Source organism: Saliniradius amylolyticus (assembly GCF_003143555.1).
GTDB classification, from domain to species: Bacteria; Pseudomonadota; Gammaproteobacteria; order Enterobacterales; family Alteromonadaceae; genus Saliniradius; species Saliniradius amylolyticus.
The window spans coordinates 2,409,770-2,423,476 of sequence record NZ_CP029347.1; the positions used below are offsets into that span (position 1 = coordinate 2,409,770).

Below are 13,707 nucleotides of genomic sequence, written 5' to 3' on the forward strand. Positions count from 1 at the left end.
CAACTGAGGATCAATCATGTCAGAGAGACGACAACAACGGCAGGCCGCACAAGCCTATATTCACCAGCTTAAGGCTAACCCTTTTCCCAATTCCAAAAAAATCTACGTATCCGGCGTTAAGCACGACATTCGCGTGGGTATGCGCGAAATTCACCTGACGGCCATGCAAACCGATGAAGGCCAGTATCAGCCTGACCCCGTGCCGGTCTACGATACCTCTGGGCCCTACACCGACCGTGAACAACATCTCGATGTTTACCAGGGTATCAAGCCGCTGCGCCAGCGATGGATCAAGGCCCGTGAGGACACTCAACCGCAAACAGAGACCGAGTCGGATTATCGCCGTGAACGCCTTACTGACGATTACCTCAAAGAGCTTCGCTTCCCCGGTGAACGCCACACTCGCAAAGCCTTACCGGGCGCAAATGTCACCCAAATGCACTATGCCAGGCGAGGCATCATCACCCCGGAGATGGAATACATCGCCATTCGAGAAAATATGGGCCGGGAACGAATCAAGCAGCAGGTGCTGAAGCAACAGCATCCGGGACAAAGCTTTGGTGCGCGGATCCCCGAGCAAATCACTGCCGAGTTTGTCCGTGAGGAAGTAGCGGCAGGACGTGCCATTATCCCCGCTAATATTAACCATCCGGAATCCGAGCCCATGATCATCGGTCGTAATTTTTTGGTCAAGGTCAACGCCAATATCGGTAACAGCGCTCTGACCTCTTCTATCGAAGAAGAGGTAGAGAAGATGGTTTGGGCCACCCGTTGGGGTGCCGACACCATCATGGATCTCTCCACCGGCCGCTATATTCACGAAACCCGAGAATGGATTATCCGCAACAGCCCGGTACCGGTGGGAACCGTACCTTTGTATCAGGCACTGGAGAAGGTTGGCGGGGTGCCCGAAGATCTTAGCTGGGAAGTGTTCAGGGATACTCTGATTGAACAGGCCGAACAAGGCGTGGACTATTTTACCATCCACGCAGGCGTGCGCCTGCCTTTTATTCCCATGACCACCGAGCGTTGCACCGGCATCGTTTCAAGAGGCGGTGCGATCATTGCCAAATGGTGTCTGGCCCATCACAAGGAAAGTTTCCTGTATACCCACTTCGAAGACATCTGTCAGATTATGAAGGCCTATGATGTCGCCTTCTCACTGGGCGATGGATTGCGCCCCGGCTCAATTTACGATGCGAACGACCAGGCTCAGTTTGCCGAACTTAAGACTCTGGGCGAGCTGACCAAAATCGCCTGGGAACACGATGTGCAAACCATGATTGAAGGCCCGGGCCATGTGCCCATGCAGCTTATCAAGGAAAATATGGATAAGCAGCTTGAAGAGTGCCATGAGGCACCGTTCTATACCCTGGGACCACTGACTACCGACATTGCACCAGGTTACGATCATATCACCTCAGGCATTGGTGCAGCTCAGATTGGCTGGTACGGCTGCGCCATGCTGTGCTATGTGACCCCCAAGGAGCACCTGGGCCTGCCCAACAAGGAAGACGTCAAGGAAGGCTTGATCACCTATAAGATCGCCGCCCACGCCGCCGATCTGGCCAAGGGCCATCCCGGTGCTCAGATCCGCGATAATGCTCTGTCTCAGGCCAGGTTCGAGTTTCGCTGGGAAGACCAGTTTAACCTGGGCCTGGATCCCGAACGCGCCCGCGCTTACCACGACGAGACTTTACCTCAGCCTTCGGGCAAGGTGGCCCATTTTTGCTCCATGTGTGGTCCCAAGTTCTGTTCTATGAAACTCAGTCAGGAACTGAGACAGGGTGAACATGACAAGGCCATTCCGGTAACCGACATTACCCGGGGCATGGAAGACAAGGCGCAGGAATTCAGGAGCTCGGGCGCCAAGCTATACCACGAGGTCCAATGAAGCCCCCCCGCATTGCCGTCATTGGCGCCGGCCTTATGGGCCGGTTGACTGCTTTGGCGTTACAGGAACTCGGCGCTGAATTGCACCTGTATGATCGGGGCGATCTTGACGGTCAGCAGAGCGCCGCCCATGTAGCGGCCGGTATGCTGGCCCCCGCCAGCGAGTCGGTGAGCTGCGACAATCTGGTTGTTCGTCTGGGCCTAAAGGCGATACCCCTGTGGTCAGAGCTATTAGCAACGCTCCCGCAGCCGGTATTTTTCCAGCAGAAAGGCTCACTGGTGATAGCCCATCAACAAGACAGAGGCAGCCTGGCGCAATTTCGACAGCAACTGTCTCACAGACGTCGCCACTTTGTCGGGCTTCAGGCAATAGACTGCGACGCCGAGGCCATCGCCCAATGGGAGCCGGAGCTGGCGGGCCGTTTCACGCAAGGCTTACTGCTTCCCGGTGAAGGGCAGCTATGCAACCGCAGCTTACTGCAAAGTACCCAGGGGGCCATTCAGTCCTCAGGTATTCGTTTTCATGGCAACTGGCATGTGTATAGCACCGATAACGGATATGTATCGGCTCATCAGACCGAGCACAAGCCTGAACCTCGCCATCGCCGCGACGCCTTCAACCTGATTATCGATTGTCGAGGCACCGGTGCCGCAATCCCGAGCTTACGGGCCGTGCGCGGCGAAGTGATCAGAGTCACCGCAGATGAGGTTCGTCTTAACCGGCCGGTACGGCTCATGCACCCCAGGTATCCGCTGTATATCGTTCCCAGAGAGAACAGCCGTTATGTCATCGGCGCCACCGAGATCGAAAGCCAGGACAACGGCAATATCACCGTTCGCTCGGCACTGGAACTGTTATCCGCGGCCTATGCGGTGCATCCAGGCTTTGCCGAGGCCCGCATCGACCAGATGCAAAGCCATTGCCGGCCCGCCCTTACCGACAATAACCCCGCTATTCGCTTTGACAACGCGCTTATTGAGGTCAATGGCCTTTACCGCCACGGCTTTCTGCTGGCACCAGCATTACTGGAAGAAATCAAGCACAGTGCTACCACCATGCTTGAGCTGGGGGCCGATCGAGCCCTTAATCAACGCCGCGAGCAAAGTCAGTTCGCGGAGCTTTATCATTCTGCGAGACATTAACGATGACTAAACCCATGATCAGTATCACCCTGAATCGACAACCTGTGACCCTGGAAGCCGGAACCAGCGTCGCTCAGCTTTTGGCGCAGGCGCCGCCTTCCGAGCCCTATGCACTGGCTGTTAACGATGAGTTTCTGGATCGTCAGCATAGCGAACACCACCTCCTTACCGATGGCGATCGGCTGGATGTGTTTTCACCCATACAGGGGGGCTGACTTATGTTCACACAGAGAAACTGGCAGCTTTTTGACCAGAACCTGAGTAGTCGGCTTTTAATTGGATCGGCCCTGTACCCCTCGCCCGATGTTATGCATGACGCCATCAAAGCATCGGGGGCCGAAGTAGTCACGCTTTCGCTACGCCGCCAGAACCCAGCGCAAGGGGATGGACAGGCTTTTTGGCAATTGATCCGTCAGTTGAATCTCCAGCTGCTGCCAAATACCGCCGGCTGCCATAGCGTCCGGGAGGTACTGACCCTCGCCAGGATGTCGCGAGAATTGTTTGATACCGACTGGCTGAAGCTGGAGCTAATTGGCGATGATTACAACCTGCAGCCGGATCCTCTCGGCTTGGTGGAAGCCGCCAGACATCTTATCGACGAAGGATTTAAGGTACTGCCCTATTGCACCGATGATCTGGTGCTATGCCAGCGCTTAGTAGACGTGGGCTGTGAAGTTCTGATGCCCTGGGCGGCCCCCATCGGTACCGGAAAAGGCATACTCAACCCCTATGCCTTACAGACGCTGCGCGAGCGACTGCCCGATACGCCCCTTATCGTCGACGCAGGACTGGGCCGACCTTCTCATGCCTGCCAAGTCATGGAAATGGGCTATGACGGTGTATTACTCAACTCCGCCATCGCCCAGTCTCAGGATCCCGTTATCATGGCCCGGGCCTTTGCCGATGCTACCCGTGCCGGGCGTCAGGCCTATCTCAGTGGCATCATGCCCGAAAAAGAGCTGGCCAGCCCCAGCACGCCTACTCTGGGCACCCCTTTTTGGCATCAGGAGAGCGACCATGCGCCGACCTAAGGTTTTGACCATAGCAGGCTCCGACACTAGCGCAGGCGCTGGTATTCAGGCCGATCTAATGACCTTGGCCGACTTTAATGCCGAGGGAAAGACGGTGGTCACTGCCCTCACCGCGCAAACTCCGAACGCCGTATTCGCTGTGGAACCGGTTGGGAACAGGATTTTGCAGGAACAACTCTCTGCCGTGAAACACATCGCCCTCAGAGGAATCAAGATCGGCCTTATTGTTGCACCGGCTCAAGTGGCGATCATTGCCAATTTCATTCGCCAGTTACGCCAAAAGACTGCCGCTGAGTTGTGGGTCGTATTAGATCCTGTGCTTAATGCCTCTGCCGGCAGTCAGTTGCAACTACCGGGTACGCTGGAGGCCATACAATCTCAATTGCTGCCTCTGGTGGATGTCATTACTCCCAACCTGGATGAGGCAGAAGTCCTTACGGGGCTGCGTCCGACAGCCCCCAATGATCGCGTGCAGGCGGCCATGCAGATACAACGGATGGGCCCAGGCTCCGTAGTGATCAAAGGCGGCCATGATACCGCAGGGCATTGCTTAGACTATGGACTCTGTGGCCAGAATCATTACTGGCTGCAAAGTCCCAGACAGGCAGTGTCTAACAGCCATGGCACCGGTTGTCGCTTCAGTTCGGCTATCGCCGCCTTGCTGGCAAGAGATTATCCGCTGAAAGACGCGCTAACCCTGGCCAAAGCCTATATCAACCATAGCCTGGCTCTGGCGAAAGACAGCCCGGAGGCCAACCTGCCCCACCCTGGCTGGCCTGAGAACATCGAGCTCTTTCCCCGCGCCCTGCCCAATGCGCTTCAAAACCCGGAGCCGCTGGAGCTCCCCCCCGGGCCAGGCTTTGCCCCTTGTAAAACAAAGCCACTGGGCCTTTATCCCGTGGTGGACAGCGTCGACTGGATAACCAGGCTGATTCCCTTGGCCGTTAAAACCTTACAAATCAGGCTCAAACACGCTGGACCTGATGAGCTTCGTCAACAACTTACCGAAGCCATTGCCCTTTGCCGGGAGAACGAGGTACAGCTGTTCATCAATGACCACTGGCAACTTGCTATAGAATTGGACGCCTATGGGGTGCATCTGGGCCAGGAAGACCTGCTAAAGGCCGATCTAAGCGCCATCGCTCGCGCTGGACTTCGCCTAGGAGTTTCGACCCATGGTGAGTACGAGATGATGCTGGCCCACTCGCTCAAGCCCAGCTATATGGCTTTCGGGGCCATCTTCGATACCAAGACCAAGGACATGAGCGGCCAGCTGCAAGGCACCGAACGACTAGGTCGTTATGTACGCCTGATTAAAAACTGTCCTCAGGTGGCCATCGGCGGCATCAACGCCGACAACCTGGACAGCGTGCTTGCCACCGGCATTGAGAGCGTCGCCGTCGTCAGTGCCATCACCGAAGCCGAGGATGTTCGGGCCAGAGTCAAAGTGTTTCAATCCCGACTGGAGGGCCTGACATGCTGAGCGACAAAGAGCGTCTGCGCTACGCCCGGCAGATGATGCTACAAGAGCTTGGCGAGGCTGGCCAGTTGAGGCTGGCCGGGACCCATGTACTGATCGTCGGTGTTGGCGGCCTTGGCTGCCCGGCGGCCCAGTACTTGGCCGCTGCGGGCATTGGCCGTATAACACTGGCAGATAATGACAAGGTGGAACTCAGTAATCTTCATCGCCAGCCCCTCTATCGCATCAACCATATTGACGCGCCGAAAGTTGAGGTGGCCGAGCAGCAGCTTTACGCGCTAAACCCAGAGGTTAGAGTGAGGGCTGTAAAGACAAGACTAAGCGGCAGAGTGCTGAGCAACTATGTAGCCGAGGCGGATATTGTGCTGGATTGCGCCGACAGTCTGGACACCAGCTTTGCCTTAAACCAGGCCTGCCAAACACATAAAAAAGTGTTTATTCAGGCATCCGCAATTGGCACCAGTGGACAGCTAATCAGCTTTGATTTTCGCCGTCTTCACAAGCCCTGCTTTGAATGCCTGTTTCCCGACACCGGCCACCGCCCTGAGCATAACTGCCAAACGATTGGAGTCTTAGGTCCTGTATTGGGAATAATAGGCTCGGCCCAGGCTCTGGAGGCCATCAAAGCGTCCATCCCGGGCTTTGGCATTGAGCATGGTCGCTTCCGTCAGTTCGAAGGGATAAATATGCATTGGCAAAGCCTGATGGTTACCCCAGCTTCTGCATGCCCTCGCTGTCAAAATGACAAGGCCTGAAATCTATTCACCAAACGGATGCAAACGCATTATCCCCTGAAACCCCAGTCTCTAACAGAGAACCTCTGTGTGCCGTCACTTCGGGTTCTCTGCGCCCTGCGTTTTAACCAGTCAAAGACATCTGTCAGGATCCACTCATGCTGCGCGTCAGCACACCAAACCGGAATCATAATAACAAGCCAGAGCTACATTAATTAGCTCTCACCCTTAAAAATTTATCGTTTTTCGATAAATTTTTATTGAAAAGGGATATTACGAAAGGTAACCTGTGGACATTCTCAGACCTGATGACAACCTAACTATGACAGAAAAAGACCACTACTCGTCCGTGCGAAACCTAGCGCTCTGGTTAAGCGCCCTCGTGTGTGCCGCTGCGATTGCCAATCTGGTTGAGCCCTACTCACTATTTGTCAGCGATATCCCAATCACGCTGTATGTGGGTGGTGAACTCTGGAGTCAGTCTCTGTCCTCATTTCTGTCAGGGGACCGGCTCGCGATTATCGCCATCTTGAGTTTCGAGCAAATGTTATGGCTGGCCGTGTTGTTGCAAGTCTGGTTGCTGTGTCGTCTGTACAGACAGAACAAGGTCTTTACTGTTAAAAACGCACGGCACTTTTTCTATATCGGCTGTCTGTTGCTGGGACTTTTCCTGTACGAAACCCTACTGGCTACCATTGTCGGAGCTTACCTGTATAGCCGGGACATTCTGCCCCAACTGCCCGACTGGCAAGGCCATGCCATGTTAAAAACGGGCTACCTTGTACCTGGGCTGTTCTTGATTCTTGTGGCGAAAATCATGGAGCACGCCGCTAGATTACAAGAAGAATCCGAACTGACCATCTGATCCATCTTGACTGTCGGGCACAGTATTTTTATGGCAATTGTTATCAACCTTGATGTGATTTTAGCGAAAAGAAAGATGCGCCTGTCTGAGCTGTCCGAACGTGTTGGCGTTACTTTGGCCAATCTGTCAGTTCTCAAAACAGGCAAGGCGAAAGCTGTTCGATTCTCCACCCTGGAGAAACTATGCGAAGTTCTGGAATGTCAGCCCGGAGACATACTCGAGTATGTCGAAGATAAAACTCGGGATTCATCGGCTTAAGACACCGATCGTCGTATGGAAATAATGGATTTATTCAAAAAGGAGCAAAGTCCAATGAAAAACCTCAACCCTATTTTACTACCACCCGTCGTCGCCCTAGGGATGCTTGCCTCGGGAAGCACAGCATTCGCCAGTGAAGGCATTTACGCAGGTGCGGGCATGGTCCACTCAGGATTTGTGCTGGATGAAGGCGAAAGTACACTGGAGCGCGATCAGTCTAAGACCTCTGGAGGGGTCTATGCGGGATACAAAAAGTCAGTGCTGGAAAGCGGCCTGTTTGTTTCCGGTGAGGTGTTCTTTAACAATACGTCTCATTCGAAAGCCTACGACAATGGCGATACGGTCAATGTTGAAAATCAATATGGCGTTAAGGCCATGATAGGTCATGAATGGGGCTGGGGAGGAAGCCTTTACGGCACTCTGGGTGTCGCCCAATACGACTACAATATTCAGCTTGGCGACAGAACCGCCGGGGAAAGCCGCTTCGGTCATATTTATGGAGTGGGTTTTGATTACCAGTTCAATCAAAGCCTTTCTTCTCATCTAGAACTGACGGTAAGCGGTGATGAAATAGATCTTAATGATGAGCAAGCTATTGATTCCGGACTTGTCGTGGTGCGCTGGGGAGTGTCCTACCATTTCTAACTGATGCAGAAGAGCTGTCAGGTCAAAGCCTGTCGCTGATACCGGGGCTGCCTATTCAGGAGCCCCGTACTGTACTTCTAATATATCTGTCTTTGTTTAATCGCCCGAAAAAGGTTTAAGCGTCAGTCACCGGCCGGGTGCAACCGCATAATCCGGTGAACGCCGTTTTCATTGTCATTGATTGCGATGAACAAGGTACCATCGGGCGCCGTCGCGACATCCCGGATCCGGCCTTCGTCTTTCAAGACGACTTCGTCTTCCAGCACCTCGTTATCCTTCAACCTGATCCGATGCAGTTCCTGCATTGCCAGACTGCTCACAAAGAGGTCCCCCTGCCAACGGGGAAACGCACTGCCGGTATAAAAATTTATTCCGGCCGCGGCAATGGATGGCGTCCAGTGGTGAACCGGATCCACCATACCGGGCAATGAGGTATGTTCGGTAATGGGGGTACCATCGTAGTTGATACCAAAAGTGGCCTTGGGCCAGCCGTAATTCCCGCCCTTCTGAATCCGGTTTAACTCATCACCGCCTTTGGGGCCGTGCTCGGTGGCCCATAAAGTCTGGCCATCCGGTGTAAACGTCATGCCCTGAGGGTTACGGTGACCATAACTCCAGATGCTGTCCATACCATCGGGGTTGCCGACGAATGGGTTGTCTTCAGGGACTCGGCCATCCTTATAGATACGGTGGATCTTGCCGTTTTGAATGTCGATATCCTGGGCTCTGTCCCGATACCCCTCATCCCCGTTACTGAAAAACAGATAGTCCCCGTCGATGGCAAAGCGTGAGCCAAAGTGCCAGCCACGGTTGATGTGCTTAGCTTCTGGCGGCGCCCAGAGTCGTTGCTGGTCTACCCACTGTCCGTCCTGAATGCGGCCGCGAATTACGACCAACGACCCGACATCCGTGCCATTGTCGTTCTTCCCTGTCTTCTGGCTGTACGACAGGTAGATCCAACCGTTGTCGGTATACTCCGGGTCTACCTTTACATCCAGCAAGCCCCCCTGTTTAAAGTGCCAGACTTCAGGTGTTCCGGCGATACGGTTCATCCGATCCTGCTCAAAAAGCATTAAATCCCCGTTACGTTCGGTAAAGATCAGGCTCCCACCGGGCAGGAAGTCAAACGCCCAGATAACCCCATCGGTGCTGAGTACCTGTTGCAGGTCGAAGCTATGGTAATCAGAATGAAAGCCCGCTTCTGGTTTTGTCACTTGGGGATCCGATTGTTGCTGCCCTGCCGAGTGGAGGAGTTTGGCCAGATTCTGTATCTGAGATTCAGAAAGCTTAGCTTCCCAGGCTGGCATCCCGCGCGATTCAATGCCATGACGAATAGAGCTGGCAATGGCCTTAACAGAGCCACCATTCACCCATTCATCATCCAGCATACTGGGCGCCATCCCACCGCCATAATTGTCGCCGTGACACGAGGCACAGTTTTCCAAATACAGTTGTCTGGTTTCATTGTCCGCCAGTGAAGTAAAACTCAGAGCGGCGCTCACCGCTAATAGCCATCCAGTTGTCGTTTTCATTCTGATCCCGATCCTATTAGTGTAGGTACCTGTTGCCAAAGCTAATACACTTTGTGCCTTTGCACTACTTATCAAGTTCAATAAGGGATCATCTGCGGTGAATCAACAACTAACACGACTGCTGGGGCTGCTTATGCTCGGCAGTGCGACGAACCTGGCTGCCAGCGAGAAAAATATTGAAGTGGTTGTCACCACAGCCGACCGAACCGAAGTAACCCAGGCGGATTCGGTGGGCCAGACCAGTGTTATTTCTGGAGAGGTTATCGCCGATACCGATGCTCAGCATCTAAACCAGTTAGTCAGACACAGTGCAGGGAGCTGGCTGAGCCGTGGTAACGGGCAGGAATCGTTATTGTCCATCCGCTCTCCAGTGCTCACCGGCCCCGGATCCTGTTCCGAGTTTGTGATGCTGGCCGATGGCATCCCCTTGCGTGGGCCCGGTTTTTGTAACGTCAACCAACTGTTTGACAGCCATTTCGAGTGGGCCAGCGCCATCGAGGTGGTGAAGGGAACTCAGGCGGCGCTGTACGGCAGTAACGCGATTCATGGTGTGATGAATGTTCTGGCACCTTCTTATAATAATCCCTCCCAAGTCAAAACCACCTTTGGTAGCGATGCCTTTTACCGCCTGGGGTTGGGAACCAGCGGACGTTATGACTCGACGCGTTATCGACTTCACCTGACCGCCGCCTCCGATGGCGGCTACCAGTATGATTCTGGCTACGATCAATTTAAGCTGTCCGGCGGGGCGCTATTCGAACTCGGCCAGTGGCAGGTGGATAACCGACTGACGCTCACCGATCTGGACCAGCAAACCGCTGGTTATTTGCAGCAAGGCAAGGCGGCTTACACAGTGGATAGTCTGAAACGGGTCAACGAATCCCCTGACGCCTTCAGAAAAAGCCGTGCGCTACGAGTGTCCAGCAAGTGGCAAACCAAGACCGACTTAGGCCGGTGGCAGTTCATGCCCTACTTGAGAGTCAATGACATGACTTTTTTGATGCATTTTCTGCCTGGCCAGCCATTAGAGGAAAATGGCCACCACAGCCTGGGCTTTCAGGCAAGCATGGACAATGAAATAACCGCCAGACTGGCGCTAAAATCAGGAGTGGATCTGGATTACAGTAACGGTTTTCTTCATCAGACGCAGGCAGAGCCCACCCAAACCAACTCGGCTTTTCTCAACGCCGTACTGCCCCAAGGCAAACACTATGATTATGATGTAATAAGCCAAACGTCCGCTATCTACACTCAGGCCCAGTACCAGATCAATACACGCCTTCGCACGACACTCGGGGTTCGCTGGGAGCAACGCCGCTATGACTATGACAACAACATGGCGGCCGGGAATCTCACCGACAACGGTGAAGCCTGTGGTTTTGGCGGCTGCCGTTATACTCGCCCGGCCTCACGTAACGACCGGTTTTCACGAACCTCGGTCAGCGCCAGCGCCTTGTATCAACTCACAGCAAACCTGGCCGCATACCTGAGCTGGGATGATGGCTTTCGCGCGCCACATACCTCAGAGCTGTACCGGCTGCAGAACGGCCAACAACTGGCGGATATTCAGGGTGTCTCTGCCACCCAATGGGAAGCGGGATTGCGTTGGATGCCGGAGCGTCACTACCTGAACCTCAGCGTCTACCATCTCCAAAAAGAAGACGGTATCTATCGCAACAGCGATCGGCAATTTGTGAATGGCATCGACACCGACCATCAGGGTATAGAAGCCGAGTGGCAGTGGCGTATCAGTAGCAACCTGGATAGCAGCGTCAGTGGCAGCTGGTCTGAGCACCAATACGCCAACAACCCCGAGAACGGCAACCTTGTGATTCAGGGTAATGAGGTAGATACCGCACCGCCGTTACTGCTCAATGCACGACTCAACTGGGCCATGCAAGACGGTCTGCGCCTGAGCCTGAACTGGCGTTATATTGATGACTACTATCTGGAACCGGAAAACCAGCATCAATATCCCGGTCACCAATTGGTTTCATTGAGTGCAGGCTGGCAGCTCAGCCCCGAGTGGCAGGTTCGCGCGGTAGTCAACAACCTGTTGAATAAAGACTATGCCGAGCGGGCCGACTACGCCTTTGGCAACTACCGATACTTTGTTGGCAGGCCGCTGCGCGCTCAGGTGAGTATCAGCTACGAGTTTTAACGATGACTTCGCCTAATTCAACTATCGCTGGACTGCCTACTCCCTAAGTTGGGTTTTGCGCGTAGAAAGTCAGCCCGCTGCAGCCCTGGGTATTTGGCATGTAGATAAGAGTACGACTCCACTATACTGCTCGGGGTCTGGGTCTTATTTGGGTCAGCATACGCGATTCCCATTGTCCCCAAGGCATGGACTCGCCAGAGTGAAAGCGCTCCAAAGCATATTCATGTTAGTCTTTTTTGATTAAACTGAATACTAATTGCAGTCATAGAAGGCGGTTAGTCGAACTTTGGTACTAAGGCGAATGTTATTGAGCTGTCCTACTTCTGTCTTTGCGGCCTGTGAGTTTGCCTGTATTGGCGTAGTTTTTTTCGGGGATTACCTATGACGTTATGGGCCCGGGCCATCCTAGTGTGTTCTCTCTTACTGGTTGTTTTTCCGGGCAGGGCTAAAACAATCAACGTGGTAACCGAGTACCTGAACCACTACCAGATGAAACGCCCGGATGGCTCATTAGGAGGGTACTCAACAGAGGTTGTCCGAGCTCTGTTTGAGCATACCCAAGACACTCCTGTTATTCGAGTAATGCCGTGGGCCAGAACTTACCGTCAGGCTTTGCTCAAGCCCAACACTATGATTTATTCACTGGCATACAATGACATTCGCAAACCAAGATTTCATTGCATCGGGGTGCTGGATATAGAGCGACTGTTCTTCTGGGGGTTGAAGGACTCAGGAGTAGGTCCGGTTTCGTCGCTGGCCAACATGCAGAAGTATATTATCGCTGTGACCAAGTCTTCCAATCCTGAGCAATACCTCAGTCAGAATGGTTTCGACAACTTGGTACGTATCGTAAAGCCCGAACAGGCATTGGGCATGCTATACAAACAAAGGGTGGATGCCGTTATTAGTGCCCGGGCGTCCATCATGGAACGAGCCCGGAAAATGGGCAAAGCACCTGAAAGACTGCACCCCCTGTTTGAGTTAACGGCACTCAACCATCCTCTGTGCATCGCGTTTAACCGCAAATCGTCCAGAGCACTGGTACAAAAGTACCGGCGCGCGTTCCGTGCGATTGAGAAAAATGGCAGTCTGTCTGACATTCGAAAACGTTGGAATGTTACCCTGTCTCCCTAACCAGGCAGGGGCGGTCCGCATCGACCGGCTCAATATAGCGACGAACAATATTATTTAACGTTTTATCTTGTCTCAGCCTGTCCAGAGAACGCTGCAGTCTCCTTACCGCTGAAGGGCTAATTGAATTATTTAAAGCCAGATAGTTTCCTTGCAGTCTGGGGTCCTCAATCGGGAATACTGCCTCCAAATCTTCGACCGAAAGGTCGAACCCCTGGAGTTGCCTGGGAAGGGTGATTCGAGAGCCAATAATAAGATCCAGTCTGCCCCCCAGAAATGCTCTAATATCCTGGTGTTTATCAGCATAAACAAGCAGCTGCTTACCTGTCTCAAATCCCCAATCGTTGAGAATATACTGATAAACATCGTTCCTCACGATTCCAAGTGTGTAGTTAAGCAGGTCCTCTCGACGGTGGACTACGATATCCGTGCGCTGTTTTAGTTTGTAAAAGCAACTTTTGCTATTGCTCAGCGGACCAACCCATTGGAACTCGTCGAGTCGCTCCGAAGTCCGGGATGTCGAGAACACCGCTCCACTCGGGTCATTTAGTGCCATATGCAGTGCTCTTTTCCATGGATAGAGCCGAATTTGACATTGGATACCCGAACGTTCACAAAGAGCCAGAACCACTTCGGTATTAATACCAACAACAGCCTCATTCTCAAGGTAGTTATAAGGAGGGAAATGCTCAGTATAGAGATTCAACTGCTGCTCAGCGCTTTTTGCTGAACCAGTCATAATGAGCGTGATGAAGAAAAACGCCAGTGTGTAGTGGAACATATGGATCCTGTGGTGTTGTGATCCTTGCTCTAATCTAAGACCAGCCCAAGAGC

Annotated in this window: 13 protein-coding genes; 11 read left to right on the plus strand and 2 right to left on the minus strand. The window is 53.3% G+C overall.

Annotation, left to right across the window (positions count from 1 at the left end):
- The first annotated feature begins 16 nt into the window (after positions 1 to 16).
- The 9 genes from thiC to HMF8227_RS11290 all read left to right on the plus strand — a co-directional run bounded on the left by thiC (position 17) and on the right by HMF8227_RS11290 (position 8,049).
- Positions 17 to 1,894, plus strand: coding sequence for a phosphomethylpyrimidine synthase ThiC (gene thiC, locus HMF8227_RS11250; protein ID WP_109340264.1), 1,878 nt, complete (start codon positions 17 to 19; stop codon positions 1,892 to 1,894).
- Positions 1,891 to 3,036 (plus strand): FAD-dependent oxidoreductase, encoded by a 1,146-nt coding sequence (locus HMF8227_RS11255; RefSeq protein ID WP_109340265.1) that lies wholly within the window; start codon positions 1,891 to 1,893, stop codon positions 3,034 to 3,036. Before thiC ends, HMF8227_RS11255 begins: the two co-directional genes overlap by 4 nt.
- A gap of 2 nt (positions 3,037 to 3,038) precedes the next feature.
- Positions 3,039 to 3,251 carry a sulfur carrier protein ThiS gene (thiS, locus tag HMF8227_RS11260; protein ID WP_109340266.1) on the plus strand — a complete coding sequence of 71 codons (213 nt, stop codon included), beginning with the start codon at positions 3,039 to 3,041 and terminating at the stop codon, positions 3,249 to 3,251.
- A 3-nt stretch (positions 3,252 to 3,254) separates the two neighbouring features.
- A complete protein-coding gene (locus HMF8227_RS11265) occupies positions 3,255 to 4,067 on the plus strand; it encodes a thiazole synthase (RefSeq protein WP_109340267.1) in 813 nt (270 codons plus the stop codon).
- Positions 4,054 to 5,550: a thiamine phosphate synthase gene (thiE, locus tag HMF8227_RS11270; protein ID WP_109340268.1), complete on the plus strand. Its 1,497-nt coding sequence runs from the start codon at positions 4,054 to 4,056 to the stop codon at positions 5,548 to 5,550. The genes HMF8227_RS11265 and thiE overlap by 14 nt, the downstream gene beginning before the upstream one ends.
- Positions 5,544 to 6,302 (plus strand): HesA/MoeB/ThiF family protein, encoded by a 759-nt coding sequence (locus HMF8227_RS11275; RefSeq protein WP_109340269.1) that lies wholly within the window; start codon positions 5,544 to 5,546, stop codon positions 6,300 to 6,302. The genes thiE and HMF8227_RS11275 overlap by 7 nt, the downstream gene beginning before the upstream one ends.
- A 268-nt stretch (positions 6,303 to 6,570) precedes the next feature.
- Positions 6,571 to 7,146 carry a DUF2975 domain-containing protein gene (locus HMF8227_RS11280; protein ID WP_204101053.1) on the plus strand — a complete coding sequence of 192 codons (576 nt, stop codon included), beginning with the start codon at positions 6,571 to 6,573 and terminating at the stop codon, positions 7,144 to 7,146.
- 30 nt (positions 7,147 to 7,176) lie between these two features.
- The gene (locus HMF8227_RS11285; RefSeq protein WP_109340271.1) at positions 7,177 to 7,404 is read left to right on the plus strand and encodes a helix-turn-helix domain-containing protein; all 228 of its coding nucleotides are present in this window, start codon (positions 7,177 to 7,179) and stop codon (positions 7,402 to 7,404) included.
- Between the two features lie 54 nt (positions 7,405 to 7,458).
- Positions 7,459 to 8,049 carry an outer membrane protein gene (locus HMF8227_RS11290; protein WP_162558584.1) on the plus strand — a complete coding sequence of 197 codons (591 nt, stop codon included), beginning with the start codon at positions 7,459 to 7,461 and terminating at the stop codon, positions 8,047 to 8,049.
- A gap of 122 nt (positions 8,050 to 8,171) precedes the next feature.
- Here HMF8227_RS11290 and HMF8227_RS11295 read toward each other — a convergent pair whose 3' ends face one another.
- Positions 8,172 to 9,581 (minus strand): PQQ-dependent sugar dehydrogenase, encoded by a 1,410-nt coding sequence (locus HMF8227_RS11295; RefSeq protein ID WP_109340273.1) that lies wholly within the window; start codon positions 9,579 to 9,581, stop codon positions 8,172 to 8,174.
- Positions 9,582 to 9,678: 97 nt separating this feature from the next.
- Here HMF8227_RS11295 and HMF8227_RS11300 point away from each other — a divergent pair, with 97 nt between their 5' ends.
- Both HMF8227_RS11300 and HMF8227_RS11305 read left to right on the plus strand, forming a co-directional pair.
- Positions 9,679 to 11,742, plus strand: a complete 2,064-nt coding sequence (locus tag HMF8227_RS11300; RefSeq protein ID WP_162558585.1) for a TonB-dependent receptor — start codon at positions 9,679 to 9,681, stop codon at positions 11,740 to 11,742.
- 381 nt (positions 11,743 to 12,123) lie between these two features.
- Positions 12,124 to 12,876, plus strand: a complete 753-nt coding sequence (locus tag HMF8227_RS11305; protein WP_109340275.1) for a substrate-binding periplasmic protein — start codon at positions 12,124 to 12,126, stop codon at positions 12,874 to 12,876.
- Here the strand turns inward: HMF8227_RS11305 and HMF8227_RS11310 are convergent.
- Positions 12,860 to 13,654, minus strand: a complete 795-nt coding sequence (locus HMF8227_RS11310) for a substrate-binding periplasmic protein (protein ID WP_109340276.1) — start codon at positions 13,652 to 13,654, stop codon at positions 12,860 to 12,862. The two genes, HMF8227_RS11305 and HMF8227_RS11310, sit on opposite strands and share 17 nt — an antisense overlap.
- Between the last annotated feature and the right edge of the window lie 53 nt (positions 13,655 to 13,707).

What these genes read in the sequence shown, in the direction of transcription:
- thiC (WP_109340264.1), top strand. Translation starts at nt 17, where the DNA reads ATGTCAGAGAGACGACAACAACGGCAGGCCGCACAAGCCTATATTCAC.
- HMF8227_RS11255 (WP_109340265.1), top strand. Translation starts at nt 1,891, where the DNA reads ATGAAGCCCCCCCGCATTGCCGTCATTGGCGCCGGCCTTATGGGCCGG.
- thiS (WP_109340266.1), top strand. Translation starts at nt 3,039, where the DNA reads ATGACTAAACCCATGATCAGTATCACCCTGAATCGACAACCTGTGACC.
- HMF8227_RS11265 (WP_109340267.1), top strand. Translation starts at nt 3,255, where the DNA reads ATGTTCACACAGAGAAACTGGCAGCTTTTTGACCAGAACCTGAGTAGT.
- thiE (WP_109340268.1), top strand. Translation starts at nt 4,054, where the DNA reads ATGCGCCGACCTAAGGTTTTGACCATAGCAGGCTCCGACACTAGCGCA.
- HMF8227_RS11275 (WP_109340269.1), top strand. Translation starts at nt 5,544, where the DNA reads ATGCTGAGCGACAAAGAGCGTCTGCGCTACGCCCGGCAGATGATGCTA.
- HMF8227_RS11285 (WP_109340271.1), top strand. Translation starts at nt 7,177, where the DNA reads ATGGCAATTGTTATCAACCTTGATGTGATTTTAGCGAAAAGAAAGATG.
- HMF8227_RS11290 (WP_162558584.1), top strand. Translation starts at nt 7,459, where the DNA reads ATGAAAAACCTCAACCCTATTTTACTACCACCCGTCGTCGCCCTAGGG.
- HMF8227_RS11295 (WP_109340273.1), bottom strand. Translation starts at nt 9,581, where the DNA reads ATGAAAACGACAACTGGATGGCTATTAGCGGTGAGCGCCGCTCTGAGT.
- HMF8227_RS11305 (WP_109340275.1), top strand. Translation starts at nt 12,124, where the DNA reads ATGACGTTATGGGCCCGGGCCATCCTAGTGTGTTCTCTCTTACTGGTT.
- HMF8227_RS11310 (WP_109340276.1), bottom strand. Translation starts at nt 13,654, where the DNA reads ATGTTCCACTACACACTGGCGTTTTTCTTCATCACGCTCATTATGACT.